Raw genomic sequence first — 26,632 nt, 5'->3', positions numbered from 1 at the left:
CTTGAATTTGTTATAAATATTTGTTATATGGTATTTTTTTTGTGTTGTCTTTTATTTTTTATATAAAAAATAAAAGACAAAATTCAGAAGAAATTAACTAAATTTACAATTTATGATTGTTGAAAAATTGGGAAAAATGACGGGATATTAACAATAGACAGACAGGGTTAAAAAAGAAAACCCCGGTTCTGTGACCGGGGCCTGTAACATGGAAAAGGCTGTTATGATGCAGCTTTTTGAATTAACGCATGTAAATCCTGTAAAGAATTTACAGTATTAAATTCATTCTCAGAGACTGCTTCTAGTGCAGCAAATGCGGCATTTAAGGTCGTGCAGTATGCAACATGGTATTGTAAGGCACCGCGGCGTAAGGAGCGAGAATCAAGAACTGACTGACGTCCTTCTGTGGTATTTACAATCCAGTTATAATGTCCGCTCTTGACGTTATCAAGGATGTTCGGACGACCTTCGTAAACTTTTTTGACAAGTTTGGCCGGAATTCCTGCAGCAACCAAGCAGCGATAAGTACCGCCTGTTGCATCAAGCTCGAATCCTGCTTTGATCATCATTTTGCCAAGTTCCGGCAAACGATCTTTATCAGAGTTCTTTACAGAAAGCAAAGCTTTGCCTTTACGGACAATTTCACTTCCTGCAGCAAGCTGGGCCTTAGCGTATGCCTCAGGGAAGAGTTTTGCCGTTCCCATAACTTCACCGGTAGAACGCATTTCAGGTCCTAAAATAGGATCGGATCCCGGGAATTTATGGAACGGAAGCACAACTTCTTTTACAGAGTAGTAAGGAGGAATAATTTCCTTATTGACTCCCTGATCTTCAAGAGACTGTCCTACCATGATGCGTGCAGCAATCTTGGCAAGCGGTAATCCTGTAGCTTTTGACACGAACGGTACGGTGCGGGCAGCGCGCGGATTTACTTCAATTAAGTAAATCTTGTCTTCGCGCACGGCAAGCTGTACGTTCATTAAGCCGCGGACATCAAGCTCCATAGCAAGGTCACGTGAAATACGGGAGATTTCATCAATGATTTCCTGGCTTAAATGCCAAGGCGGCAGTACGCAGCTGGCGTCGCCTGAGTGAACACCGCATTCTTCGACGTGTTCCATAATTCCGCCGATAATAACCTTCTTGCCGTCGCAAACTGCGTCAACGTCAATTTCGGTTGCGTGATCAAGGAATTTATCCAAAAGAACCGGTGCTTTGTTGGAGACTTTAACGGCTTCAGCAAAATAACGGCGCAGATCTTCCTCGTCATAAACGACTTCCATGGCTCGACCGCCTAAAACGTATGACGGACGTACGACCAGCGGATAGCCGATCTTGGAAGCGATATTTACTGCCTGATTTAAAGAAGTGGCAGTACCGTTTTCCGGCTGGAGCAGCTTAAGACGTTGTACTGCTTCTTGGAATCTTTGGCGATCTTCTGCTCTGTCGATAGCATCAGGGGATGTACCGATGATAGGAACGCCAGCAGCTTCAAGTTTACGGGCAAGTTTTAACGGAGTTTGTCCGCCGAACTGCACAATTACGCCAACGGGTTTTTCTACGCGTGCAATTTCAAGAACGTCTTCAAACGTTACCGGTTCAAAGTAGAGTCGATCGGAAATATCGTAGTCGGTTGAGACGGTTTCAGGGTTGCAGTTGACCATGATGGTTTCGTAACCGTCTTCGCGTAAAGCCATTGAAGCGTGTACGCAGCAGTAGTCAAATTCAATACCCTGTCCGATACGGTTAGGTCCGCCGCCTAAGACAATAATCTTCTTGTTATTTGTAGGATTTGACTCACATTCCTGCTCATAAGTTGAATACATGTAAGCCGTGGAGGTAGCAAATTCGCCGGCACAAGTATCAACGCGCTTGTATGTAGGATAAATATCAAATAACCAGCGGCGTTCACGTACTTTGCTTTCTGAAACATGAAGAATATCGGCAAGGCGGGCATCAGAGAATCCGCGAGCCTTTAAGTCACGCATTTCTTCAGGATCGACGGACTTTAAGGTACGTCCTTTTAAGGAAGCTTCAATATCGACAAGCTCTTTAATTTGACTTAAGAACCAAGGATCGATATGAGTGTAATTAAATACTTCCTCAATAGTCATGTTCATGCGGAAAGCATCGGCTACATACCATATACGATGAGCACCAGCTTCCTCAAGCTCATGCAGAATCTTGGTGCGGGCGTCTTTATGAGTCATGTCAAGACGCGGGTCAAGACCGTTTTTACCGGTTTCAAGACCGCGCAACGCTTTTTGTAAAGATTCCTGGAAGGTTCTACCGATTGCCATGACTTCACCGACAGATTTCATCTGGGTGGTGAGGCGATCGTTGGAGTTAGGGAATTTTTCAAAGTTAAAGCGCGGTACTTTGGTTACGACGTAGTCAATTGACGGTTCAAATGATGCCGGGGTCTTGTCTCCGGTAATATCATTGCCAAGTTCATCAAGGGTATAGCCTACGGCAAGTTTTGCGGCAATCTTGGCAATCGGAAAACCGGTTGCCTTTGAAGCTAATGCTGATGAACGGGAAACACGCGGATTCATTTCAATAATGACCATACGTCCGTTTTCAGGATTTATACCGAATTGGACGTTGGAACCGCCGGTTTCTACGCCGATTTCACGCAAGACGGCCATAGCGGCGTCACGCATGATTTGATATTCCTTATCCGTAAGGGTTTGTGCCGGAGCTACGGTAATTGAGTCACCGGTATGAATTCCCATAGGATCAACGTTTTCAATGGAGCAGACGATGATGCAGTTGTCTTTGCGATCACGTACTACTTCCATCTCAAATTCTTTCCAGCCGATAAGAGATTCGTCAATAAGAAGCTCGTGAGTAGGGGAGCTTTCAAGACCCTTGGTGCAGATTGCTTCGAATTCTTCAGGATTGTATGCGATACCGCCGCCGGTTCCGCCCATAGTAAACGAAGGACGAATGATACAAGGGAAACCGACTTTTTCTTGTACTTCCCATGCTTCTTTAAGAGAGTGGGCAATACCTGCGCGAGGGCATTCAAGACCGATTTTTTTCATGGCGGCATCAAAACGTTCACGGTTTTCCGCTTTATCGATAGTATCGGCGTTAGCGCCAATCATTTCGACATTGTATTTAGCTAAAACACCGTGACGTTCAAGATCAAGAGCGCAGTTTAAAGCAGTCTGTCCGCCCATTGTCGGCAATACGGCATCAGGACGCTCTTTGGCAATGATCTTTTCAACAACACGCCAATGTATAGGTTCAATATAAGTTGCATCGGCGATATTAGGATCGGTCATGATGGTAGCAGGATTGGAGTTTACCAAAATGACGCGATAGCCTTCCTGGCGCAGCGCGCGGCAGGCTTGAGTTCCTGAGTAGTCAAATTCACAGGCCTGACCGATTACGATAGGACCGGCGCCTAAAATTAAAATACTTTTTAAATCTGTACGCTTTGGCATTCTTCCTATCCTCTGTTACGGTATGCACGCATTAAGTCGATAAAATGATCAAACAAAGGTTTGGGATCGTGAGGACCTGGGCTTGCCTCAGGATGTCCCTGGAAGCTAAATGCCGGACAATCAGTGCGTTCGATGCCTTGTAAGGTTCCGTCAAATAATGACACGTGAGTTATTTTTAAAGTGTCGGGTAAAGTGTCGGCATCAACGGCAAAACCGTGGTTTTGTGAAGTGATGTAAACACGGCCGGTGGCGATTTCACGAACCGGATGGTTTGCACCGTGGTGACCGAATTTCATTTTTACGGTTTTTGCCCCTGATGCAAGACCGAGAAGCTGATGACCTAAGCAAATACCGAAAAGCGGGACTTTGGCTTTCATTAGTTCCTGAATCGCTTCAATGGCATAGGTACAAGGTTCAGGATCGCCCGGACCGTTTGACAAGAATACGCCGTCAGGATTCATGGCAAGGACTTCTGAAGCTTTAGTAGTTGCAGGAACTACAGTGATCTTACAGCCGCGGGAGGCAAGCATGCGCAGGATATTGCGCTTGATGCCGAAGTCGTAGGCGACGACATTAAATTCCGGATTATCGATATTAACGTAACCTTTACCAAGCTGCCATTCACCTTCAGTCCAAATATACGGCTTTTTGGTTGTTACGACGCTTGCCAAATCCATACCTTTAAGTCCGGCAAAAGCACGAGCTGCGGCAATAGCTTTTTCCGGAGTCATGGAAGGATCGGTAGTAAGGCAGCCTGACTGAGCGCCTTTTTCGCGGATAAGGCGGGTGAGCATTCTGGTATCTATACCGTAGATGCCTGCTTTACCGTGTTTTTTAAGATAATCGCTAAGAGAAAGAGAAGAACGGAAATTGGATGAGACGATGGAAAGATCTTTGATAATTAAACCGGCTGCGCAAATATCTGCCGATTCGAAGTCCTCATCATTTGTTCCGTAATTACCGATATGAGGATAAGTTAAAGTTACTAATTGACGGGTGTAGGAAGGATCGGTGAGAATTTCCTGATAACCAGTCATGGATGTGTTAAAGACCACTTCGCCGGTTTCGGTCACACCGGGAAGGCCGAAGCCTTTCCCTTTAAAGACTGTGCCGTCAGCGAGTGCAAGGATTGCGGAAGTTACCACAAATACCCCCAGAATTCAGAGCTGAAACCACAGACTTTTGATCTTGGCAAGCAAAAATATGAGATATTTTTGATGTAGATCTAAGTCCGTACTATTTTATCTTGATTTAACAATTTTTCAAGATTAGAAAAGTCAGATTTAGCCTTGGTGAACACTTTTTAGTAAGACCAAATACGTTTGGCATTTGAAGCAATTTTCTATACTATTGAATAAATTGCTGAGAATAAGGGAAGTTAATATGGTGTCGGACGTTGAAATATATGCGTTTATAAATGAGTCTTTATCAAATGAAAGTATTCCTTTATCTCTTGAAAATGTTGAAGCAGGTTTTCCTCTGCCCAACGGCGGCCAGATAGACAGGCGTTTAGACGTTAATTCTTATCTTCTTGATCATCCTAAAGCGACGATTGCCTTTACTGTAAGCGGAGAGTCCATGATTGACGCGGGGATTCTTCCCGGGGATTTGGTATTGGTCGATACCATGAAGGAAGCTTGCGACAAAGATGTTGTGGTTGCCTCAGTGGATAATGAATATACGATAAAAGAACTCAGAATCGGTCCGCCGCTGCAGCTGTTGCCGAAAAACAAGGAGTATTCGCCGATTAAATTTGAAGACGGAATGGAGGTTAAAATTTTAGGTCCCGTTGTTTCGGTGATCAGAAAATATAAGTGAAAGAGCGCACGAATTTCGTATATAAATTTGCACAATTAAGATTTTTCTTTGAAAATCAGTTATTGTTATATGAAATTGATTAAAATAATAAAGGTAAACGACTTGCCTTAAGATAAGGAGTTTTTTTCATGATTGGAATTGTTGTTGTTTCACATAGCAGTAAGGTCGCAGAAGGCATTTGCGACATGGTACAACAGATTTCTTCTCGCGACGGTGAAAAGTTGCCGATTTATCCTGCAGGCGGTAATGCACAGGGCGGCTTAGGTACGGATCCTCAACGTGTTCTTGAAGCAATTAAAAAAGCAGATCAGGGTGAAGGCGTAGTTGTTTTAGCTGATTTGGGTTCTGCTGTTATCAGTTCTCAGGCTGCTATTTCCATGTTGGATGAGCCTTTGAGATCTCGCGTTAGAATTGCTGATGCTCCTGTTCTTGAAGGGGCAATCGGTGCCGGTGTTGAAGCGGCTTCTGATGATGTAAGTTCACTTGATCTGGTTGTTTCCACTGCTGAAGGTTCACGTCAGCTTCACAAGAAATAGTTCAGAGTTTTTCTATACTTTATCTTATTTTTTTAAGAGCGGGAGTAGAAGTACTTCCGCTCTTATCGTTTAGTACCCTAATTTAAATCTAATTTTTATCCTTTATCTTTAGATTTGTGTTAAGTCGTTGTGTTTTAGGAGCAATAGATGAAAAAATCTTTACAGGCTTTGTCTTTATCTTTAGCTGCCGGTGCAATGCTTTTATCTACACAAGCGTTGGCTGACAGCAAGTGTTCCTTAAAAGACGGAAAAATTACCGTTCAGGGAACGGGTACGATGAAAGTAATGCCGGATGAGGCTGTGTTAAGCTTTTCTGTTACCGAAATTAAAGATAATGCAGCAGCGGCCAGAAATAGCGTTGAAGAACGCGTAACCGGATTTATAACAGCATTAAAGCCTTTAAATCTCGGTCAAAACCAGATTTTGGCCGATAACCTTACTGTTTTCCCTAAATACAGCTATAACGAAGGAAAATCAAAGCTTGAGGGGTACAGTGCATATCGTGTGGTTAAGGTAACAGTTGATAATCTTGAGCTTATTCCTAAGGTTACTGATTTGGCCTTGGAATCCGGTATTAATGAAGTTGCAGGTTTTGAGTATCAGGTAAAAGATCTTGAATCGGTTAAAAAAGAAGCAGCTAAACTTGCAATTAAGGATGCAAAAGAAAAAGCTCAGCTTTTAGCTGACGGCTTTGAAGTTAAAATTGCGCATCCTTGTGATTTGCAGTTTGTTGAAGCAGGCTCAATCATGCCTTATCGCAATCGTCTTATGATGGCAAAGGTAGCGTCGGATAATGCTGCGGTTGAGGCATCGTATGAAGTCCAGCCGATGACCGTTACCACTCAGGTCAATGCGGTTTTTTCCTTAAAGTAAGTGTTTAATTAGTATATATGTTTTTTTTTAGCGGCTGTGTATGACATCACGGCCGTTTTTCTTTTTTGTCTTTTTAGCGGATAATAACGCCATTCCTTTTTAACACTGAAAAAACGATGAGAACTCTTGAATTATTAGCTCCTGCAAAAGATAAGGAAACGGCTATCGGCGCAATTTTGGCCGGATGTGACGCCCTTTTTATCGGAGGCCCCGCATTCGGTGCTCGGTTTGATGCGGCCAATAGTTTTGCTGATTTAAAAGAAATCTGTTCTTTTGCTCATCGTTTTAACGTAAAGGTTCATTTAACGTTAAATACTCTTTTATATGATGAAGAGCTAAATAAAGCTCAGGAAATCTTAAATGAAGCGGGAAAATGCGGAATTGATGCCGTAATTTTCCAGGATCCGGCGATTTTACAGCTTGATATTCCCAAAGGCGTAGAGCTGCATGCAAGCACTCAATGCGATATCTCTACAAAAGAAAAATTAAAATTTTATGAAAATTTAAACGTAAGTCAGGCTGTCCTGGCAAGAGAGTTGTCTTTAAAGGATATTCAAGCGTTTCACGAGTACTGTCCCAATATAAGACTTGAAGCATTTGTCGCCGGTGCTTTGTGCGTAGGACAATCAGGTATTTGTTATATATCTGAATATATGACAGGCAGAAGTGCCAATCGCGGTCAGTGTGCGCATATCTGCAGGCTGCCGATGGATTTGTATGATAAAGAAAACAAATTGGTCGCACACGGGCATCTTTTATCGATGAAGGATAATTTTGCCGGGGATGATTTAAAGGATCTGATTGATGCCGGTGTCAGTTCATTTAAGATTGAAGGCAGGCTTAAAGATCGTGATTATGTAGTTAATATGACTGCAAAATTTCGCGAACTTTTAGACAAGATTATTGCCGATTCCGACGGTGAATTGTGCAGATCATCAAACGGCGAATGCAGGCGAAATTTTGTTCCTGATGAAAGACGTACATTCAATCGCGGCTTTACTGATAATCTTCTTTACGGGAATAATGATGATTTAGTTAATATTAAAAGTCCTAAATTTGAAGGAATGCCTATCGGTAAGGTAATTTCCGTAAATAGCAAAGGACAAAATACAAAGCTTTTAGTTAAACCGTTTAAAAATTTTAAAATTGTTAACGGAGACGGCTTTACCTATTTTAAAAGCGGAGAACTAACCGGTTTTAGGTGTAATAAAGCAAGTGATAGTAATGGTAATGTTTTAATTGAGGTTCACGGAAAAGCCGATATCCCGACTAATTTAGTATTAAAAAGAAATATTGATACGGCATTTATTAAGTCGCTGCATGCAAAAGATGCAGTAGAACGCTATATGAAGCTTAAAGGAAAACTTTATCTGGAAAACAAAGGAGAAAACTGTAAGCTGATTTTGTGTTATGCAGATGAATTAGAGCGCAGCGGTAAGGCTGAATGCTCTTTTAAATCCGTATTAGGATCTATGGCTCTTGATCCTAAGAATATTTCAGATAAGTTGAAAAAGTGTGCCGATCCTTATTTAAAGGTTGAAAGCATAGATTTTGTTTTTGCTGATTTTAATTTGCTGACTTTACCGATTTCTTCTATAAATGAGTTAAGACGACAGGCGCAAAATGATTATCTGTCAAAACTTGGTAAGGTTAATCCCGATTATAAATTTACATTGCCGTCTTCCTGGCCTTGCTATCCTTATGCGATAGATGAAAGATTAGTGTTAAATAAAAGTGCACAAGCCTTTTATTCTAAATTTTCAGCTGATGAATCTAAATTAAAAAATATTGTAAAACAAAGTGTTATGACAAGCCGTAATTGTCTTATCCGTAATCATTGCTTATGTAGTAAAGATGGGGGAAAGACTTCAGGTTATACTTTGGTTATAGGAAAGCATCGGTTTAAGATAGTTTGTGATTGTGTTGCCTGCAAAATGCATTTGATTGCCTTGTAGCTTTGCTGATTTAGAAAGTTAAGAGAAAAAACATGCAAAAGTATGAGACAGCCGTTGAGTTTTTAGAGGACGATGATTTTGATGCCCAGGCTTTGCCTGATTTAAATGAAGTTTTTGATGCCGGCGGACTTTTAAGCATAAAACTTAAAAATTATTTTCCTCGAGAAGGTCAAAAAGAAATGGCGAAGGCGGTCCAGAATGCGTTTGCTAACGGCAAGATTTTAATTTCTGAGGCAGGAACTGGTACCGGTAAAACTTATGCTTATTTAATTCCCGCTCTGCTTGCAAGAAAAAAAGTCGTAATTTCAACCGGAACAAAAGCACTTCAAGATCAGCTCATAAAATATGATGTTCCTAAGCTTTTAAGTCTTTTAAAACTTAAAACTCCGTACACGGTTTTAAAGGGTTTTAATAATTATTTATGTCGTAAAAAGCTTGATGATATAAGGTATGGAAATGTTCTGGCGCCAAAAACCTTAAACTATGTTAAGGCAATAGAAAGTGATGCGATAATTAATAAAGATAATGATAATGCTGATTTTGCGGAAATTAATTCCAAGCTGCCGCTTAAAATAACTGAACTTTTAACTTGCTCAAGAGCCCAATGCGCCGGTAAAGATTGTCCTTATTATCCCGACGAGTGCTTTGCTTTAATGGCACGGCGCCGCTCTCAGAAAAGTCAGGTGGTGATTATCAATCATTCTTTATTTTTTGCTTCAAGAGAAACCGATAAAAATCCTAATAAATCAATGCATCTTCTGCCTGATTTTGATGCCTTGGTTTTTGATGAAGCTCATGCTATTCCTGACGCCTGTCGCTCTTATTATTCCTGCAGTGTTTCGCATCGCGGCTTTATGCAGTTTACTGAAGATTTTCTTGCGGTTTTGCGTGATATTGATTTTGAAGGAATTGAAGCGTTCAATACTTTATTTGTGAAGCTAAATACCGCATCAAGAGAATTACTTGATATGCTGCGGCCGTATAAAGGCTCAAATGACATTCGATTGCTTAAGTATTTAAATTTTACTGCTGATGCCGATTATTCCGGGCTTAAAGTAAATTCTTTGTTTCGCAATAAAATGGGTGAGATTTATTTGGCGCTAAAAGATATCGCTAAATTAATAAAAAGCAACGCTGAATCAAATCCTGACCGTTTTGAAAAATTAACTGAAACAGTTAATGAAATGATGGATACCGTTGTTGCGGTAATGACATTTGATCGGAATAAGGACGGAACTAAAAAAGACAGTAATTATGTTGCTTTTAGTGAATGCAGTGAAAAAAATTATATTTTGACCATATCTCCTTTAGATGTTGGCGGTGCACTTAAAAATGAGTTCAGTGCGCTTTTGGAGAAGGGAACCGGTATCGTGATGACATCCGCAACCGTAAGCGTCAATAATGATTTTACAAAATTTATTTATGACGCAGGCTGCGCGGACTTAGACCCTAAGACGTTAATCGTTCCGTCAATTTTTGATTATGCCAAAAACTCACGGCTTTTCGTATCTGAAGCTTTTCCTGACAGTAATGACGATGAGCGTATTGTAAAAATTATAAATATGCTTATGCCGGCAATAGAAGAGGTTCGCGGCGGCGTATTTTTCTTGACTACATCATATAAAGCATTAAAAGAAGCCGATTCAATTTTGCGTGAAAAACTTAAAGATAAGCGTCGGGTATTATGTCAGGCATCAGGCAAATCAAATTTTGCGATGATGGATGAATTTAAAAAAGACGGAAATGCCGTTTTAATCGGTACTTCTTCTTTTTGGGAAGGCGTTGATGTTCCCGGAAAAGCTTTGTCTTTGGTTATTATTGATAAGCTTCCGTTTGCACCTCCTAACGATCCGATTTATCAGGCAAGAGCGGAAAAATGTCGAAACAAAGGAATTGAGCCTTTTGTTAATATTTCATTACCTGAAGCTGTAATTACTCTGCGCCAGGGAGTGGGCAGATTAATAAGACAGGAAAATGATACCGGTGCAATGGTTATATGTGATCCGCGGTTAATTGCGCGTAATTACGGCCGATTGTTTTTATCTTCGTTGCCGCCTATGCGTCGCTGTAAGGATATTTCTGATCTTATGAGCTTTTTAAAAGCTCAGGATTAAAAAAAGAGTTTTTGTTTTTTTAAATTTGATGATTTTGCGTTATTCTAGCGCTTAAAGTTTTTAAACGGTTTCGGAGGATCTTTCAGTGCTGCTTGCTTTGGATACTGCTACGGAAAATTGTTCGGCTGCTTTGGAAAAAGACGGAAAAATATTTAGTGTAAGCGAAGTCGCTTTGCAAAAACATGCCGCGATCATTTTACCGATGATTGATTCTTTGTTAAGCAATGCCGGAGTAAAGCGCGAAGATTTACAGGGAATTGTGTTCGGTAGAGGTCCCGGTTCTTTTACCGGCGTTCGTATCGGTACGTCAATAGCTCAAGGCTTAGGTCTCGGTCTTAATATTAAAGCTTTGGGAATAAGTGATTTGAAAGCTCTTGCTTTTGAAGCTATAGGCGATAAAGAAGGAAAAGTCGTAGCTTCAATTGATGCAAGAATGGGTGAAGTATATTTTTGCATTTATGAGAAAAAAGGCGTTGATTTAATTGAACTATGTGAAGAACAGGTAATAAAACCGGAAACGGCAGTTTCCTTATGTAAAGAAAAAGCTCCGGATGCTGTATATGCCGGTACGGGAGTGGCAATTCTAAAAGATCATGGTTTGGATCTTAATACTCAGGTGTCCGTTCTTTATCCCGATGCTAAGGCAATGTTAAAACTTGGAGCTCTATCTTTTTCAAGTGCCGCATGCGATCCGGCTGAAGCTTTACCGGTATATTTGCGTAATGAGGTAACTTGGAAAAAGGTTTCTGAACAAAAATTAAAAGTTTAAGCGGCTAATTTTTTGCTAATTACCGAGTTTGATACTATATATAAAGTATCAAATAAGAGGATTGTTTTATGCAAAAAAGCGGTTTATTTTTTATTATATGCGCGTTTTCCATAACCGCTCTTTGTGCATGCTCATCATCTGTTGATTTCAAACCGCAGTATGCAAGCGGAGCTGAACTTAATCCTAGGGTTCAAGGTGTTCCTGCCGTTTCGTTGATGGCTCCGAATGCAGCTTTGAAAGTTAAAAAAGCCGATAGTGATAAAAATTTATCCGGAAAGTTAAGTTCAAGTGAGCCCAAACCTGCCGTGGAACCTCCTGAGGCTAAGCAGCAGAAAGTAAAAGCAAAGCGGGTTTATGTGCCTTACTACTACGATGATTATTACTATCGTCCTTGGTTTCGTCCCTACATGGGGTGGCATTGGGGCAGTCCGTGGCGTCACAGATCACACTCTCATTTCGGGGTCGGTCTCGGCTTCGGTTTTTAATCTTTAAGTTTTTTCTTGCGATTTTTTTTTATTCGGCCTGAAAGATCGTAATTTGTGATAATTATTTCCTTTATCTGACCGCGAGTGCTGCCGCTTGCGTTAATGCTGCGTGTAGCATTAATCATTTCCATTTCAAAATTTTTGTAAAGATTGATAATAAAAGGAGCTGTCGAGTTAGACAGCATAAATTTGATGCCGCGTTTATCAAGTTCTTTACAGAATTCAAAAAGCTCGTAGTCATTTTCTTCAGTCCACTGAACAGGCTGATATGAAGTAAATGACTTTTCGGAAATCGGGAAATAGGGCGGATCGAGATAAACGAAAGCATCGGAGTCTATATCGTCCAGTAAATCATAAAAATGACCGCAGCGTATGTCGGTCGGGTTTTTGTGCATATAGCTGTTAGCCGCATCAAGAACCTCATCATCGCAAATTTTAGGATCTGTATATTTACCGAAGGGGGTATTAAAATAATTTTTGCTGTTTACTCGATAAAGTCCGTTAAAACAGGTTTTTATAAGATAAATAAAACGTGCGGCTCTTTTAATTTTAGGTAAATTCAAAAAGTCAGGATCACGATCTAAAGCACGGATCTTCAAGAAAAAATCTTTGTCGTAAGGATAACTTCTTAAAAGTGTTTTTAATTCGTCAAGATTGTCTCGAATTTGAATATAGGTATTTATAAGCTCCTCATTAGTATCATTGATAATTGATTTAGGAGCATTTAAAGCAAAATATACGCATCCGCTGCCTACAAAAGGTTCGACAAAACTTGAAATTTTGTCAGGCATAAAGAATAAAAGCTGATTTAAGGTACGGCGTTTTCCTCCGGCCCATTTAATAAAAGGTTTAACCATATCATTTTTATTTACGGTATACATTTGTGATCCTTTTTATTTTTAATTTTTTAAAGTTCAGCTTTTTTTGTATCTGGTGTTGTTGCGCCGTCATTTATTGGTTTTTCTGTCGACCCGATTTCGATCGGATCTCCTAAGAATGTCGGCTTAGTATGTAATATATACATGTCGATAACACATTTTATTCGGGCAAAGAATTCACGCAATTTAACTTTAAAATTACTGCCTTCGCTGTAAGGGTCGGATGCGTTAAAGCCGATAGCATCAATACCAAGGTGATCTGCAATGAACAACGCTCTTTCATTATGGAATTCTTGCGAAATTATCGTTACTTTGTTAAGCATGAATACCTTATGGGCGCGAATAACTGAATCATTGGTTCTAAATCCGGCGTAATCGGCAACTATTCTATCTTGCGGAACTCCGGCCTTGAGTAAGGCTTGCATCATTTGGCGCGGTTCATTATATGACGCGTGACGGTTGTCGCCTGAAACTAAAATATAATCGATTTTTTTATGGCGGTATAAGTTCGCAGCCGCCATGATCCGGTTAGTAAAGTATTCGTTAGGTTGGCCAGGTGCAACGTTTGAAGATGTTCCCAGAAGTAAACCTACTTTGTTGTAAGGAACTTCATCGTAACTGTCGTAAGTATTAAAAGCAAAGCTTGAGATTCTAAGGATACCGAGCAGTAAAAACATCGCAAACACGAGGATGGCGATTGATGCAAGATAAGCTAATATCTTGATAAAACGTCCGAATTCGTATTGAAAATCGGTTTGCGATGAACGGTACATAATAATTTAAAGAACGTGTTTTATAAAATCAATTTTTCCAAGATGCTGATACAGATCTTCAATGTTTTTAGCATTCAAAACCTGCACCGGAATCGTATAAGAAATGTATTTACCATTAGAACTTACACGCGGAGATGCAACAATTTCTTGTACGCTTCCGGGCACTATTTCTTCAATATGTTTTTTTACTTCATTTAAAGCATCTTTTTTAAGTGCATCGACAATAATGCGGAAATCGACGATGCACGGGAACTTTAAAAGTTCTGAGAACTTACTTGTCATTGCTGTCGTTACTCTCGCTGGTAAAGAACATGTAAGCTTTATCCCAAAGCTGGCTGAAGAATCCGCCTTCATTAACCGCTTCTTTTGCTACCAAAGGAGCGCGGGATAATGTTTTATCATTTAATTTGAATTCAATTATGCCAAGGTTATCGCCTTTAGCTATAGGTGCGGTGAAAACAGCTTTATTCAAACGATAGCTTATTTTTATATTAGAACTGCTGCCGCGCGGAATCATCATTCCTACATCTTCATTTACGGTTAAATCAACAGAATCGGTGTCACCTAAACGAACCTCGCGTTTTAAAATGCTTTGGCCTTGTTTGAAGGGAGTATAGAGTTCAAAGAATCTAAAACCGTAGGAAAGCATCTGTCTGCAGAAATCAGCTCGCTGTGACTCACTTTTTGCTCCGATAACAGAGGCAATAAGACGCATGTTGCCGGACGGGGCTGAAGCTACAAGATTATAACCTACCTGAGACAAGTGTCCGGTTTTGATGCCGTCAACATTTAGGGTTTTGTCCCATAAAAGACGATTACGATTTGACTGCTTGATGCCGTTGAAAGTAAATTCCTTTTGGGCATAAATTGAGTACTCTTCAGGTAAATCCCGAATAAGAGCCCGACCTAAAAGAGCCATGTCGTAGGCGGTAGAGTAATTGTCTTCAGAGAAAAGTCCGTGTACGTTTGAAAAATGGGTATGGTTAAGTCCGAGCTGTTTTGCATAGGTGTTCATTACGCTGACAAAACCGGCTTCAGAACCGGCAAGATGAATTGCCATGGCTACGCATGCATCGTTGCCTGATTGGATGATTATGCCTTTATTTAAAGAGTCAACGGAAACGGTATCACCTACTTCAATAAACATTTTTGAAGAGTCGGAATAATTTTTTGACCAAGCTTCTTCCGTAATCATCACTTGATCGTCAGGTTTAAGTCGTCCGGCTTTGATTTCCATTCCGATAACATAAGAAGTCATCATTTTGGTAAGGGAGGCCGGCCAAATTTTCTTTTGTCCGTTGTGCTCAAATAAGACTTGACCTGAATGGTAATCCATGAGTACCCAAGACTCAGCATCAAAAGTTGGAGGAGACGGCAATACCAAAGGTGCCGATGCGGTATTTTGTACGCCTGATGCATTGGGAGCTGCTGCGGTCGGATTGTTTTTAAATTGAGCAAAGGGATCGGGAATGGCTTCTGCGCTTACTGCACAGGAAGATACGGTTAAAAGAAAAGCGCTTGCTGCAGCGATGATATTGTTGCGATTAAAAATATAATTCACTTTATTTAAGTCCTAAATTTTTTTTACGAAACTGTCGTTATACCCTAAGTTTTTCATTTCTTCAACTGCATTTTCAAGATCCTCTTCAACAATAGGACCGGTACGTAATCTATAGTATCCCGATTCTTTATTGATAACGATAGGATACGAGGTTAAACCGCGCAGCCTGTCAGAGATTTCGGAAGCACGATCTGAGGATTGAGTTGAGAAAAACTGTACGTAAAAACCGCCGGAGAGAATGCTGCTGTTCTTGTCTTGAAGAATAGGGGCAAGTACATTTTCATCTGAACTTTCTACAGTATTTTGTGCAATGTAGGAAGATTGAGAAGAGTTTAAAATCGTTCCGTCAGGGCTTACCTTTACCAGTTCTATTTTTACTTTTCCCGTACCTTTTTTAACTATATCAAGATAACGGGCTGCACTTTCTGATAGGTCAATGATGCGATTGCCGTGAAAAGGTCCGCGATCGTTGACTCTGACGATAACTGATTTGGCATTATTTAAATTAGTAACTTTAAGGTAGGATGGCAACGGAAGGTTTTTGTGCGCTGCAGAAAAACCTTTTTGATTGTAGGTTTCACCGTTTGAGGTTTTATTTCCATGGAAGCCGGGACCATACCATGAAGCGGTACCTATTTCCTCATAGGATTTGACATCGTTCCAGACTTTATAGCTTTTACCTAATACGGTGTAATTTTTGTTTCCTCCGCGGCTGTAGGGTTCGTATTTAACTTTGGCACCGGGAACTCCGGTTATATCTACAGGATCTTTTTGCGGATAGGGAATGGAGTTGTTCGGTCCTGTTCCGTAAACACCTCCTGATGATGATATCGCACCGTGGGTTTTATTGATGTCGCTTGAAGAGGAGCATCCGTTAAGGATAAAAATTGCGCTCAGCAAGGAGGCGACTAAAGTATAAGAAATTTTGTTTTTCATTTATTAATTATGGAATTCTGCTGTGTGGTTTTACTTTAATTCCGCGTTCAAGCAGGCGCTTATCGTGTTCTGCTCTTATGAAAACACTCAATTCATAAACGGCGCGAGCATAAAGCGGACTCTTGTTATATTTCATTATAACGTTAAAGTTGTGCAGACCTACGCCAAAACCAAGCTTATTATCTTTAAGTTCGAACTTAAATAAACGTACTTTTTCATCTGCAGGAATATTTACTTTGGTGGAAATGCCGTTTTCATACATTTCCCCAGCCGTAAGATTCCATTCCTTTTTCATTAATTCCGTAGGATCTTTTTTGGCAAGTGCCGGATAAAAAATGCCGTGGCCTTGATCCCAGCCGTGAGCTTTAAAGTAGTTGGCAACAGAGCCGATAGCATCTTCTATGTCATTAAACAAATTGATTTTACCGTCATTGTCAAAATCCACTGCATAGCTTAAGTAAGAGCTCGGCATGAATTGACCCATGCCCATGGCTCCTGCATAAGAGCCCAAGACGGATTTTAAATCCCAGTTTTCCCGATCGGCAAGGGCAACGAAGTTGGCAAATTCTTTTGAGAAATATTTTTCACGGGGAGGATAGTTAAAGCCTAAAGTGTATAAGGCATCAAGTACGGACCAATTACCCATGTTTTTACCGTAGAAGGTTTCAACGCCGATGATGGCACAGACGATTTCGGGAGGAACTCCGGTTTTTGCTTCTGCATTTTTTAGCGTATCTTCATGTTTAAAATAAAAATCAACGCCGGCGTTAACTCTTGATTTGGTAATAAAAAGATTTCTGTATTCCCACCATTGTTTACTTTCATAAGGCCTTGTCATAGTCTCAATGATTTTAGGTTGGAATTGTGCAAGTGAAATCGCTTGTTCAAGGCGTTTTACACTAACGCCCGAATGTTTTGACAGTTCGTTAAGATCGGCTGAATATGCAGTGCACCAGGGCAGAGTCATACAGAGTAAAAATAAAGATAATTTATTCTTAAACATGAAATTTTTTCCGAAAAAAACATTTAATAAAGGATACCATAGTAATAATTATTTTTCCTTTATTTAAAGCTTAATTCACGTTTGTGCGTTTGTACTGACATAATGATTCCGAAGCAAACGCTTAACGTGATCATTGCTGTTCCGCCATAACTTATAAGAGGAAGGGGCACTCCGACAACAGGCAGGATCCCGCTGACCATACCGATATTAACAAAGATATAGAAAACGAAAGTAAAGGATAAGGCGGCACATAGAATGCGTTCGAAATTACTTGAAGCATTAAGAGTAATATAAAGGCATCTTGAAATAAGATAGGTATATAAAGCCATTAAAACTAAAAAGCCGATAAGTCCGGTTTCTTCGGCTAAAACGGCAAAAATGAAGTCCGTATGAGATTCGGGAAGAAAATCCAGCTGTGATTGACTGCCGTTTAACCATCCTTTGCCGTATAGTCCGCCGGAGCCGATGGCAATTTTTGATTGAATGATATGATATCCGGCACCTAAAGGATCGGATTCGGGATTTAGCAGGGTAAGAACTCGCTGCTTTTGATAGTCATGAAGTACGTAATTCCACATGATGGGAATTATGGCTATGCCGGCGATAACTCCAGTTGCCAGCCACCAGATGCTAAGTCCGGCAACGAAAACACATAAAAAACCTGATACTAAAATTAAAATTGCTGTTCCTAAATCCGGCTGATGCAAAATAAGACCGACCGGAATCAAGATAATGACAAAAGCCCACAATACCGTTGAGGTCCTTGGCGGAATATCGTCACGGCTTAAAAAAGCAGCGATGGTAAGGGGCATTACCACTTTAAAAAGCTCTGACGGTTGAATGCGCATAAAACCGAGGTTAAGCCAACGCTGCGCACCTTTTGAAATATCGCCTACAAGTTCGACTAAAATCAGCAGAATTAATCCGCCTATATATAAATAAATTGTTGATTTGGCAAAAAGTCGCGGAGGAATTTGGGCAACGCAAACCATTACGCAAAAAGCAAGACCGGTTCTTATAATCTGCCGAAGAAGCATATCGGCATGCTGCCCTGACGCAGAATATAGAATAAACAAAGACAGCATTAAGGTTAAGATTTGTCCGAGCAGTAAAGGCAGGTCTATATGCAGATGCCATAAAAACTTCTGCAGATTATTAAAACGGTGCGGTTTGTTGTCAATAATGACTTTTTTTTGCACGAACATTACAGCCTCTTATTGCATATTGGCGTAACCGCCTAGTCCGAATTTCATTCTTACCGGGGTCTTTTCACCCATATATCCGGGATAGAGTTCAAAGTATTTATCCATCATTTGACGGATAATCGGGGCACCTTTTGCCGATCCTCCGCCTTCATTTTCCAGGATCACGGCAGCTAAAACTCGAGGATGATAAAAAGGAGCAAAAGCAACAAATAAAGCATTATCCCGGTGTTCTACGCGTAATTTACGCGCATCATAACGCTCATCTTGCTTTATGGATACTACTTGAGCTGTTCCTGACTTACCTGCCGCTTTGTAGCTTGCATCATGAAAAGCTCTCCTTCCGGTACCTTCAGCTCCGTTGATTACAAGGTACATTCCGGTTCTTACTACATCAAAATAGCTGTCGCTTTTTACTTTTAATTTTTTTCCGGCTTCAGGATCTTTATAGCTGTTTTTTTCATTTTGCATCCTTATTTCTTTGAGAAAGTGCGGCGTAACAAAATGACCTTTGTTGGCAACTAACGCGTGCGCTTTTATAAGCTGCATCAAAGTAGTAGTCCAATATCCTTGTCCGATGCCGATAGGTACGGTATCTCCCATATGCCACGGCTGCTTAAAGCGCTTTAATTTCCACTCGCGCGACGGATTTACGCCAAGAGACTCTTCATGTATATCAATACCGGTGGAACGACCGAATCCGTATTTATCAAGGTATTCATGAATGACGTTAATACCGGCGCGAAAAGCCAGATCGTAAAAATAAGTATCTGCGGAAATCTCAATAGCCCGATAAAGATCAAGCCAGCCGTGACCTGCCGCTCGCCAATCGCGGAAGCGATGAGTGGAGCCAGGCAGCATAAAAGCCGATGCACCGAAGTAAGTAGATGTCGGAGTAATCAAATCTTCGTTAAGACCCATGATTCCCATAAGCGGTTTTATGGTTGACGCAGGTGCATATCCGCCTTGGGTAGCACGATTTATAAGCGGGCGGTTGGGGTTATTTAAAAGTTTTGAGTATTCTCGGCTGCGGATGCCGCGGACAAAAGGGTTAGGATCGTATGACGGATTTGAATAACAAGCTAAAAGTTCGCCGTTATTCGGATCCATGACGACAATTGCCCCGCGCATCGATTTTAAAAGCTGCTGAGCATAATACTGAAGCCTAACGTCTAAAGTTAAAACAAGGTTTTTCCCGGGAATCGGCGGATTGTAGTCAAGAGTACGGATTATCTGACCGTGGCTGTCAACTTCCACTTCTCTGGTTCCGGTTATACCGTGAAGAATGTCTTCATAGTAGCTCTCGACGCCGAGTTTACCTATAGCACTGGTCCCTTCGTAATTATCGATTTTTCCTTCTTCAGTAAGGCGCTTTACATCATTTTCATTTATTCGCGAGACGTAGCCTATGGCATGAGTCATTATGTCGGCAAAAGGGTAATTGCGCTTTAAAGAGGAAGAAACCTGCACGTTAGGAAAAGCATGACGATGAACGGAAAAAGTCGCGATTTGATCTTCACTTAACATGTCGGAGATTTCGATGCCGGTAAAACGCTTGCGGGTTGTGGCCATAAAAAGAATGCGTTTTATATCGGATTCCGAAAGTCCGAGATCCATTAGTGAATTTAGCTTTAAAACGGTTTCTTTAGTGTCAAATTCTTTAAGCGGATAAAGCATTAAATGGTAGACGGGAAGGTTTTCGGCTAAAACTACCATGTTCCTGTCATAGATCATGCCGCGCTGTGGGATGACCGGCAGTACGCGAATGCGGTTTTCATTTGATCGGGTTTGATAGGTGTTGTGAGAAATAACCTGTAAATAATAAAGGTTGCCAAACAGTACCAAACATAAAAATATGGAAAAAATTACGCCGAATAAAACACGATTTTTAAAAATGCGGTTTTCAAGCTCGGTATTGCGGATCCTGATTTTTCCGCGCGCACGTACCTTGCGCGGCTTTTCTTTTTTGGTGAAAAGCTGCCTTTCTTTAGGACGTGATGATTTAAAACCGAACACTGTTTTATTACCCGTTAGGCACGATGATAGGGCAGACCGGCATCAATGCTGTAGGCCCGATATAAGGTTTCTGCAAGAACAACGCGAACTAAAGGGTGCGGCAGTGTCAATTTAGATAAAGACCATAATTCCTGTGCCCGATCTTTACATGCCTGGCTTAACCCATCAGGTCCTCCGATGAGTAAAGCTATATCTTGCCCGTAATTTTTCCATGCACCAAGTTTTTTAGCTAAAGCCACACTGTCAAACTCTTTGCCGTGTTCATCAAGGGCGATGACATAAGCTTTTTTCGGAATTGCTTCAAGAATCGCCTGACCTTCGCGTTCGGTGATTTTGGCAATATCTCCTTGGCGGCGTTTATCAGGCTGAATTTCATGAAGCTCAAGCTTAAGCTCAGGAGGCATTCTTTTTTGATATTCAGTAAATCCGGTAGTCACCCAGGCAGGCATCTTAGTGCCTACGGCAATCATGATAATTTTCACTGTTCGTCAATTCCGGCAGCCATGCAGCGGTAGAGGTTCTCAAGCTGGTAGCGCTGGCGGGTCTCGTCCTGCATGATATGAACTATAACGTTGCCCAAATCGGCAAGAACCCACTTGCCTTCAGCTGTTCCGTCAACTTCAACTCCGTGAATGCCGTGTTTTGCTAAATAGTCGACAAGTCTGTCGGCTATAGCGCAAACATGACGATTCGAGGTCCCAGTACAAATAAGCATAGTATCGGTAATAGAACTGTGTTCTTTTACGTCGATGGCGATTATATCAAGTGCTTTGGAGCTCTCAAGACTTTTAATCGCAGCTTCCTGCAGCTTAGCTGTAGTATCAAATTCGTTGGTGGTATTAATGATCACTTTTTATCCGTTAAGTTAAAAATTTTTGAAATTATAACATGCAAAGGTAAAGAGCATGAGGGATCTAGATTAATGAGTATAGATGGTGCTGTTTTATATATTCAATGACTTTTGCGTCAATAAATGGCTGAAGTTTTGCTTCAAATATTTCAGGGGTTTCATATCCTTCATGAATGATAGTTCTAAGACGGGTAGATGAAATATCAAGCTCACGAGAGTCAATCCAGAAGACATTGCCCGATGGTGTATTTAATGCATTTAGAGCGTTTTTACTCGTAGTTTCCGTTATAAGGCGATTTTTTAGGAAATGTTTAACTGAATAGGGCAATAATTCAGGATCGTATTGAGGCCTTGAAATAACGGCAAGGTGAGCATAATCGGTCAGGTTGAAACCGTTTTTCCAGGTATCAAGCGAGCATAGGGAATCGTATCCCATCATGAAAAATAAAGCTGTATCCTGTCCGTAGAAATTTCTAAATTCTCTTAAGGTATCGTAAGTGTAATGAACGAAAGCACTGTCGCGTTCACATTGATTGATATGCACGAAAGGAAAAGAAGCAAAAGCAAGCTTTAACATCATGAAACGATCGTTATAGCCGGCTCCCGGAACGGTTTTATGCGGAGGATTTCCGTTTAAAATGATTTCAACGCGATCTAGCTGTAATTCTTCTTTTAATCTTTTTACCAAGACGGAATGTCCAAGATGGACGGGATTGAAGCTTCCCCCGAAAAAGCCAATTCTTTCCACCCTAAAGCTCCTCTAAGTTCATTACAGAAAAATTATTTACAGCGGTACACATTCTTTGCAGACATAAAAATGCCGTTTTATTGTCAAATGAACTATAAGCCTTTGATGCACTTGCAAGAGTCTTGTTAAGATAATTTATCAATATTTCAGGCATTTGCAGGGCGGCTTTCATTATTGAATTTTGCGATTGGGGTAAACGGATGCCGTATTTGGCAAAAAAGGCTGTTTTTTCCTGAAATCCGGCATTTCTTAAATTTTGCGTTTTAGCTGCGGCAAGAGCGCTTAATGCATTATCAAGACGGGATAAAATTAAAGGCAAATTGGTGCTTAAGGTGTTGCCTTCAAGCGAGCATAGCGAATTTAATATATTAAGAGCTCTTAATCCTTGACCGTCAAGTATTGCGTCGGTTAGTTCAAATCCTGAAAAGCGGCTGTCTTTGCTAAAGTAAGTAAAAATATCTTTAATTGTGATTTTTTCAGTTTTTGCCGTCATTTTGACAATTTGCAGACATTGATCAATGGCCGTAAGGTTCCCTTCATAAGCAGAGGCTAGGAAAACGGCCGCATCAGGATCAATATAAAGGCCGTAACGGCGAGAACGAGAACTTATCCATCCGGGCATTTCATGTAAAGACGGCGGATACATGATCTCAAGAACTGAATTTTGATTTTTTAGATAGGCAATCGCGTCTTTGACGCGTAAATCGGCTTTACGTCCTTTTTTGCTTTCTTCTGCAAATGTTTTTGCAGATACCTTATTAAAACTTGCTGCAATACGCGGCAGATCAATAATGACTTGCAGATCTTCACGATTTTTTGAAATATATTTTGCAAGCAGCATTAATACGTCTGCTGCAGTTTTATCAATATCCTTTAGATAAATTTTAATAATTTTGCTTGTAGTAAAAAGACCGCCGTCAATAAGCTCATTTTCAAGGACGGCAAGATTGCTTTGTCCGCTTGAAGCAAAGTCTGAATAGGTAAAAAGCAGATATTCAGACTCCGGATATCTTTCTTTGTAACTATGATAAATCTCACTGCTGCGATCGTTTTTTAATAAAGGATCGTCTGAGGATAAGATAAAAACAGGAATAAAAATCTGCATCTTACACTTAGATATTAAGATCCTCAGGTGCCTCATGCAGCAGTTTAGGGGCTACTTTAGGCAGCTGCGGGCGATGATTCAATACATCTTGCCCGTTATTGAGATTATCAAGAGACACTTCCGATGATGTTGCTTTTTCGGCAGTATCCTGTGCTTTTAATGCTTCTATTAATGTCATTCCTTCATAACCTGAAGTTTGAATTTCAATGGACTCAGGATCGTCGCCTTCACTTGGCACTAAGACCAATTCTCCTGGCTGTGGAACTCTTGCATCAGGATCTGACTGTCTGCCTAAATAGCTAAGACGCATTACAAGCTGACTTGAAAGTTCATCATAGGTTTCATTGATGACAATGTTGATTTCATTATGTGATGCAAGATTTTGACCAGATTTATCGAGTACCTGGCGGGTAAGGGAATTGCGCATCACAATCGGGCGGTGATTAGGAATAAGTAATGTTGCAGCAGCTCTGACGATGATTGCACGTTCAAGCGTCTGTGCCCTTGAATCAACTGATGCAACATGGTTTGAAACTGACGGAGACGGGATCATCAATGAAGGAAGATCCGCGTCTTTGGGAACGGTCGGGGAGTTTTGGCTTATAACATTAACTCCCGACAAACGTAATTTTTGTACCACCATCTTATAAAAGGGATGGTGGTAAGAACCGGTAACGACGATTTCAGGCATTGCTTCGCTTAATTTGGTTTGATGCGGCAATGAAAAACCGCAGCCTGCAAGCACAAAGCTTACGCAGGTAATTAATATCAAAACAGCCTGACGCACGTTACCTCCTTAGGCGGCTACGATGTTAACGAGACGGCCTTTAACGTAAATTACTTTCTTAACGCTCTTGTCTTCAAGATACTTGACGATAGCTTCATTTGCAAGCGCGGCTTGTTTTACTGATTCATCATCAAGGCTCGGATCGATATTGATGCGGGCGCGGACTTTGCCGTTTACCTGGACAACAATAAGGATATCTTCTGCTTTTAATGCATCAGGATCGGCTTTTGGCCATGAAGCGTTATCAATTTCACCCTCATTGCCTAAAAGCTCGTAAAGCTTAAAGCAAATATGCGGAGTGATAGGATAGAGCATCAGGATAACTGCGTTATAAATCTCATAGCGAAGAGCAATTGAGGTTTCATCAGTACCGGTTTCCTTGGCGGCTGCATTTAACAGTTCCATAATGGAAGCGATTGCGGTATTGAAAGTCTGGCGACGACCGATGTCGTCAGTAACCTTGACGATAGTGGTGTGCAGTTGATGGCGCAGTTTGCGCTGAGCGGCGTTAAGTTTGCTCTTATCAAGAGGTTTAAAAGAAGAAGCGGAGGTCAAATCATAGATTTGATTCCATAACTTTCTTAAGAAACGGTTAGCTCCTTCCACTCCTGACTGGCGCCACTCAAGAGTCAGTTCTGCAGGGGAGGCAAACATCATAAACAGACGTACGGTGTCAGCACCGTAAAGACGGACCATATCTTCAGGATCGATGCCGTTATTTTTGCTCTTTGACATCTTGATCATGCCTTCATGAATGAGTTCATGACCTTGTTTGTCAACAGCTTTGGTGATATTGCCTTTGTCATCGCGGGTTACAATGGCATCAAGCGGGCTTACCCATACACGGGCGCCGTCGTCTATGTAATAGAAGGCGTCGGCAAGAACCATACCTTGGCATAATAAACGCTTAAACGGTTCATCATATTTGACCATGCCGCAGTCACGCATCAGTTTGAAGAAGAAGCGGGAGTAAAGCAGGTGCAAAACAGCATGCTCAATACCGCCGATGTACTGATCGACAGGCAGCCAATAATCACCGGCATCTTTTTCAACCATGCCTTTGTCATAGTTAGGAGAGCAATAACGGGCAAAATACCATGATGATTCCATGAAGGTGTCAAAGGTATCGGTCTCACGGGTTGCACTCTTACCGTTGTAAGTGGTCTTATACCATTTTTCGTCGGTTTTAAGCGGAGAGATAACACCGTCAATAGTAACGTCCGTAGGCAGTTTGACCGGAAGGTTTTCATCAACTTCAGGAACCAGTTCGCCGGTTTCATCAACGGTAAGCATCGGGATGGGAGCACCCCAATAGCGCTGACGTGAGATACACCAGTCACGAAGACGATAGTTAACGGTACGTTTGGCACAGCCTAAGCCTTCAAGTTTGTCGGCGATGGCGTCAAAAGCCTGTTTGAAGTTTAAGCCGTCAAATTCACCTGAATTAAAGAGAATACCGTGCTCGACATATGCTTCTTTTGAAATGTCAACTTCGCTGCCGTCGGCAGGACGAATTACCGGAATTTTTTCAAGACCGTATTTTTCGGCAAATTCATAGTCGCGCTGATCGTGGGCAGGAACTGCCATAACGGCGCCGGTACCGTAATCCATGATAACGAAGTTGGCCACCATGATGGGAATACGGCGTCCGTTTAACGGATGAATGGCATATCTGCCGGTTGCCATGCCTTTTTTCTCCATAGTGGAGATATCGGCTTCGGCAAATTTCTGGGTGAGGCATTCTTTGCAGAAAGCAGCAAGCTCAGGATTGTTTTCGCAAGCTTCTTTGGCAAGCGGGTGAGCTGCTGAAATTGCCATGTAGGTTACACCCATGAAGGTATCAGGACGAGTGGTGTAAACTTCACAGGTCTCTTCTGAACCTTCAATTTTGAAAGTTATCTGCAAGCCTTCTGATTTGCCGATCCAGTTGCGCTGCATGGTACGTACGCGTTCGGGCCAATCAGTCAGGGTATCGATATCTTTTAAAAGCTCTTCGGCATAAGCGGTGATTTTCAGGTACCATTGAGGAATTTCACGAAGCTCAACTTTGCTGTCACAACGCCAGCAGCGACCGTCAACGACTTGCTCGTTGGCAAGAACGGTATTATCGTGCGGACACCAGTTTACGGTTGATACTTTCTTATACACAAGTCCGCGCTTGTAGAGTTCACCGAAGAATTTCTGTTCCCACTTGTAGTATTCAGGGCGGCAGGTTGCAACTTCACGATCCCAGTCATAAGCAAGGCCTAACGCTTTTAACTGGCGCTTCATATATTCAATATTTGAATAGGTCCAGTCGCTTGGCTGAGCATGATTTTTAATGGCGGCATTTTCAGCGGGGAGACCGAAAGCATCCCAGCCTATCGGAGCCATGACGTTTTTGCCGAGTAAACGGTTGTAACGGGCAATAACGTCGCCTATGGTGTAATTACGGACATGTCCCATGTGAAGTCGACCTGACGGATACGGGAACATGACAAGGCAGTAATATTTTTCTTTATTTTTATCTTCCGTAGCGTGGAAAGTTTTGTGCTCTTCCCAGAATTTCTGAATTTGCGGCTCAATCTCTTGCGGATTGTATGCAACGTTGTTAGTTGCCATTCGTTTGTGCTCCGATATGCGGCAAATACGCCGTCTTTTATAACTAAAAATAAAAATACCTTGAAAGGTTATCTGAAAATAACTGTATATTTTGCCACGAATTCTCTAATTTGTGCAGGTTACATCAATAGTAAAAGAATAAAGACTCTTTAAAATCTAAATATTTGCTT

The 26,632-nt window shown here is 41.3% G+C and carries 23 protein-coding genes; 7 read left to right on the top strand and 16 right to left on the bottom strand.

The annotated features are described in order from the left end of the window. Positions 1-221: 221 nt before the first annotated feature. Positions 222-3,452, bottom strand: a complete 3,231-nt coding sequence (carB, locus tag QZ019_RS03220; protein WP_295482258.1) for a carbamoyl-phosphate synthase large subunit — start codon at positions 3,450-3,452, stop codon at positions 222-224. 5 nt (positions 3,453-3,457) lie between these two features. Further along, positions 3,458-4,597, bottom strand: a complete 1,140-nt coding sequence (gene carA / locus QZ019_RS03215) for a glutamine-hydrolyzing carbamoyl-phosphate synthase small subunit (RefSeq protein WP_295482256.1) — start codon at positions 4,595-4,597, stop codon at positions 3,458-3,460. 238 nt (positions 4,598-4,835) lie between these two features. Between carA and QZ019_RS03210 the strand changes: the two genes are divergently transcribed. From QZ019_RS03210 to QZ019_RS03180, 7 genes are all read left to right on the top strand, one after another. Further along, the gene (locus QZ019_RS03210; RefSeq protein ID WP_294565316.1) at positions 4,836-5,270 is read left to right on the top strand and encodes a S24 family peptidase; all 435 of its coding nucleotides are present in this window, start codon (positions 4,836-4,838) and stop codon (positions 5,268-5,270) included. 128 nt (positions 5,271-5,398) lie between these two features. After that, entirely contained in the window at positions 5,399-5,806 is a 408-nt protein-coding gene (gene dhaM / locus QZ019_RS03205) for a dihydroxyacetone kinase phosphoryl donor subunit DhaM (RefSeq protein ID WP_009142387.1), read from the top strand. 147 nt (positions 5,807-5,953) lie between these two features. Next, positions 5,954-6,679 carry an SIMPL domain-containing protein gene (locus QZ019_RS03200; RefSeq protein WP_295482253.1) on the top strand — a complete coding sequence of 242 codons (726 nt, stop codon included), beginning with the start codon at positions 5,954-5,956 and terminating at the stop codon, positions 6,677-6,679. A gap of 116 nt (positions 6,680-6,795) precedes the next feature. Next, positions 6,796-8,634 carry a U32 family peptidase gene (locus QZ019_RS03195; RefSeq protein ID WP_295482250.1) on the top strand — a complete coding sequence of 613 codons (1,839 nt, stop codon included), beginning with the start codon at positions 6,796-6,798 and terminating at the stop codon, positions 8,632-8,634. Between the two features lie 32 nt (positions 8,635-8,666). Next, the gene (locus tag QZ019_RS03190) at positions 8,667-10,748 is read left to right on the top strand and encodes an ATP-dependent DNA helicase (RefSeq protein WP_295482247.1); all 2,082 of its coding nucleotides are present in this window, start codon (positions 8,667-8,669) and stop codon (positions 10,746-10,748) included. 85 nt (positions 10,749-10,833) lie between these two features. Beyond that, a complete protein-coding gene (tsaB, locus tag QZ019_RS03185) occupies positions 10,834-11,517 on the top strand; it encodes a tRNA (adenosine(37)-N6)-threonylcarbamoyltransferase complex dimerization subunit type 1 TsaB (RefSeq protein ID WP_295482244.1) in 684 nt (227 codons plus the stop codon). Positions 11,518-11,585: 68 nt separating this feature from the next. Continuing rightward, on the top strand, positions 11,586-12,002 hold the full coding sequence (locus QZ019_RS03180) for a hypothetical protein (RefSeq protein ID WP_295482241.1): 417 nt from the start codon (positions 11,586-11,588) through the stop codon (positions 12,000-12,002). On the opposite strand, the gene QZ019_RS03175 is transcribed toward QZ019_RS03180, so the two are convergent. The 14 genes from QZ019_RS03175 to leuS form a co-directional block, all read right to left on the bottom strand. Then, complete coding sequence (locus tag QZ019_RS03175; RefSeq protein WP_249084879.1) at positions 11,999-12,883, bottom strand: Dam family site-specific DNA-(adenine-N6)-methyltransferase; 885 nt, start codon at positions 12,881-12,883, stop codon at positions 11,999-12,001. The genes QZ019_RS03180 and QZ019_RS03175 overlap by 4 nt on opposite strands. 26 nt (positions 12,884-12,909) lie before the next feature. After that, a complete protein-coding gene (locus QZ019_RS03170; RefSeq protein ID WP_295482237.1) occupies positions 12,910-13,653 on the bottom strand; it encodes an ElyC/SanA/YdcF family protein in 744 nt (247 codons plus the stop codon). A gap of 6 nt (positions 13,654-13,659) precedes the next feature. Further along, positions 13,660-13,935 (bottom strand): DUF493 domain-containing protein, encoded by a 276-nt coding sequence (locus QZ019_RS03165; protein ID WP_009142395.1) that lies wholly within the window; start codon positions 13,933-13,935, stop codon positions 13,660-13,662. Beyond that, entirely contained in the window at positions 13,925-15,214 is a 1,290-nt protein-coding gene (locus tag QZ019_RS03160) for a serine hydrolase (RefSeq protein WP_009142396.1), read from the bottom strand. Before QZ019_RS03160 ends, QZ019_RS03165 begins: the two co-directional genes overlap by 11 nt. A 12-nt stretch (positions 15,215-15,226) precedes the next feature. Continuing rightward, positions 15,227-16,150, bottom strand: a complete 924-nt coding sequence (locus tag QZ019_RS03155) for a septal ring lytic transglycosylase RlpA family protein (RefSeq protein ID WP_295482232.1) — start codon at positions 16,148-16,150, stop codon at positions 15,227-15,229. Positions 16,151-16,157: 7 nt separating this feature from the next. Next, the gene (gene mltB, locus QZ019_RS03150; RefSeq protein WP_249084873.1) at positions 16,158-17,153 is read right to left on the bottom strand and encodes a lytic murein transglycosylase B; all 996 of its coding nucleotides are present in this window, start codon (positions 17,151-17,153) and stop codon (positions 16,158-16,160) included. Positions 17,154-17,212: 59 nt separating this feature from the next. Then, the gene (gene rodA / locus QZ019_RS03145) at positions 17,213-18,358 is read right to left on the bottom strand and encodes a rod shape-determining protein RodA (RefSeq protein ID WP_277296315.1); all 1,146 of its coding nucleotides are present in this window, start codon (positions 18,356-18,358) and stop codon (positions 17,213-17,215) included. A gap of 9 nt (positions 18,359-18,367) precedes the next feature. Continuing rightward, positions 18,368-20,371 (bottom strand): penicillin-binding protein 2, encoded by a 2,004-nt coding sequence (gene mrdA / locus QZ019_RS03140; RefSeq protein ID WP_295482225.1) that lies wholly within the window; start codon positions 20,369-20,371, stop codon positions 18,368-18,370. Positions 20,372-20,385: 14 nt separating this feature from the next. Next, a complete protein-coding gene (gene rlmH, locus QZ019_RS03135) occupies positions 20,386-20,853 on the bottom strand; it encodes a 23S rRNA (pseudouridine(1915)-N(3))-methyltransferase RlmH (RefSeq protein WP_295482222.1) in 468 nt (155 codons plus the stop codon). Then, entirely contained in the window at positions 20,850-21,179 is a 330-nt protein-coding gene (gene rsfS, locus QZ019_RS03130) for a ribosome silencing factor (protein WP_295482259.1), read from the bottom strand. Before rsfS ends, rlmH begins: the two co-directional genes overlap by 4 nt. 106 nt (positions 21,180-21,285) lie before the next feature. Beyond that, on the bottom strand, positions 21,286-21,969 hold the full coding sequence (nadD, locus tag QZ019_RS03125) for a nicotinate (nicotinamide) nucleotide adenylyltransferase (RefSeq protein ID WP_295482220.1): 684 nt from the start codon (positions 21,967-21,969) through the stop codon (positions 21,286-21,288). Between the two features lies 1 nt (position 21,970). After that, a complete protein-coding gene (holA, locus tag QZ019_RS03120; RefSeq protein ID WP_295482218.1) occupies positions 21,971-23,074 on the bottom strand; it encodes a DNA polymerase III subunit delta in 1,104 nt (367 codons plus the stop codon). A 7-nt stretch (positions 23,075-23,081) separates the two neighbouring features. Beyond that, positions 23,082-23,861, bottom strand: coding sequence for a hypothetical protein (locus QZ019_RS03115; RefSeq protein ID WP_295482215.1), 780 nt, complete (start codon positions 23,859-23,861; stop codon positions 23,082-23,084). A gap of 9 nt (positions 23,862-23,870) precedes the next feature. Beyond that, positions 23,871-26,462: a leucine--tRNA ligase gene (leuS, locus tag QZ019_RS03110; protein WP_294565271.1), complete on the bottom strand. Its 2,592-nt coding sequence runs from the start codon at positions 26,460-26,462 to the stop codon at positions 23,871-23,873. Between the last annotated feature and the right edge of the window lie 170 nt (positions 26,463-26,632).

It is taken from the genome of uncultured Succinatimonas sp. (assembly GCF_905203285.1).
Taxonomy (GTDB): Bacteria; Pseudomonadota; Gammaproteobacteria; order Enterobacterales; family Succinivibrionaceae; genus Succinatimonas.
Note: the sequence above shows the minus strand (reverse complement) of the source record. Positions and strands in the feature narration are given on the sequence as shown.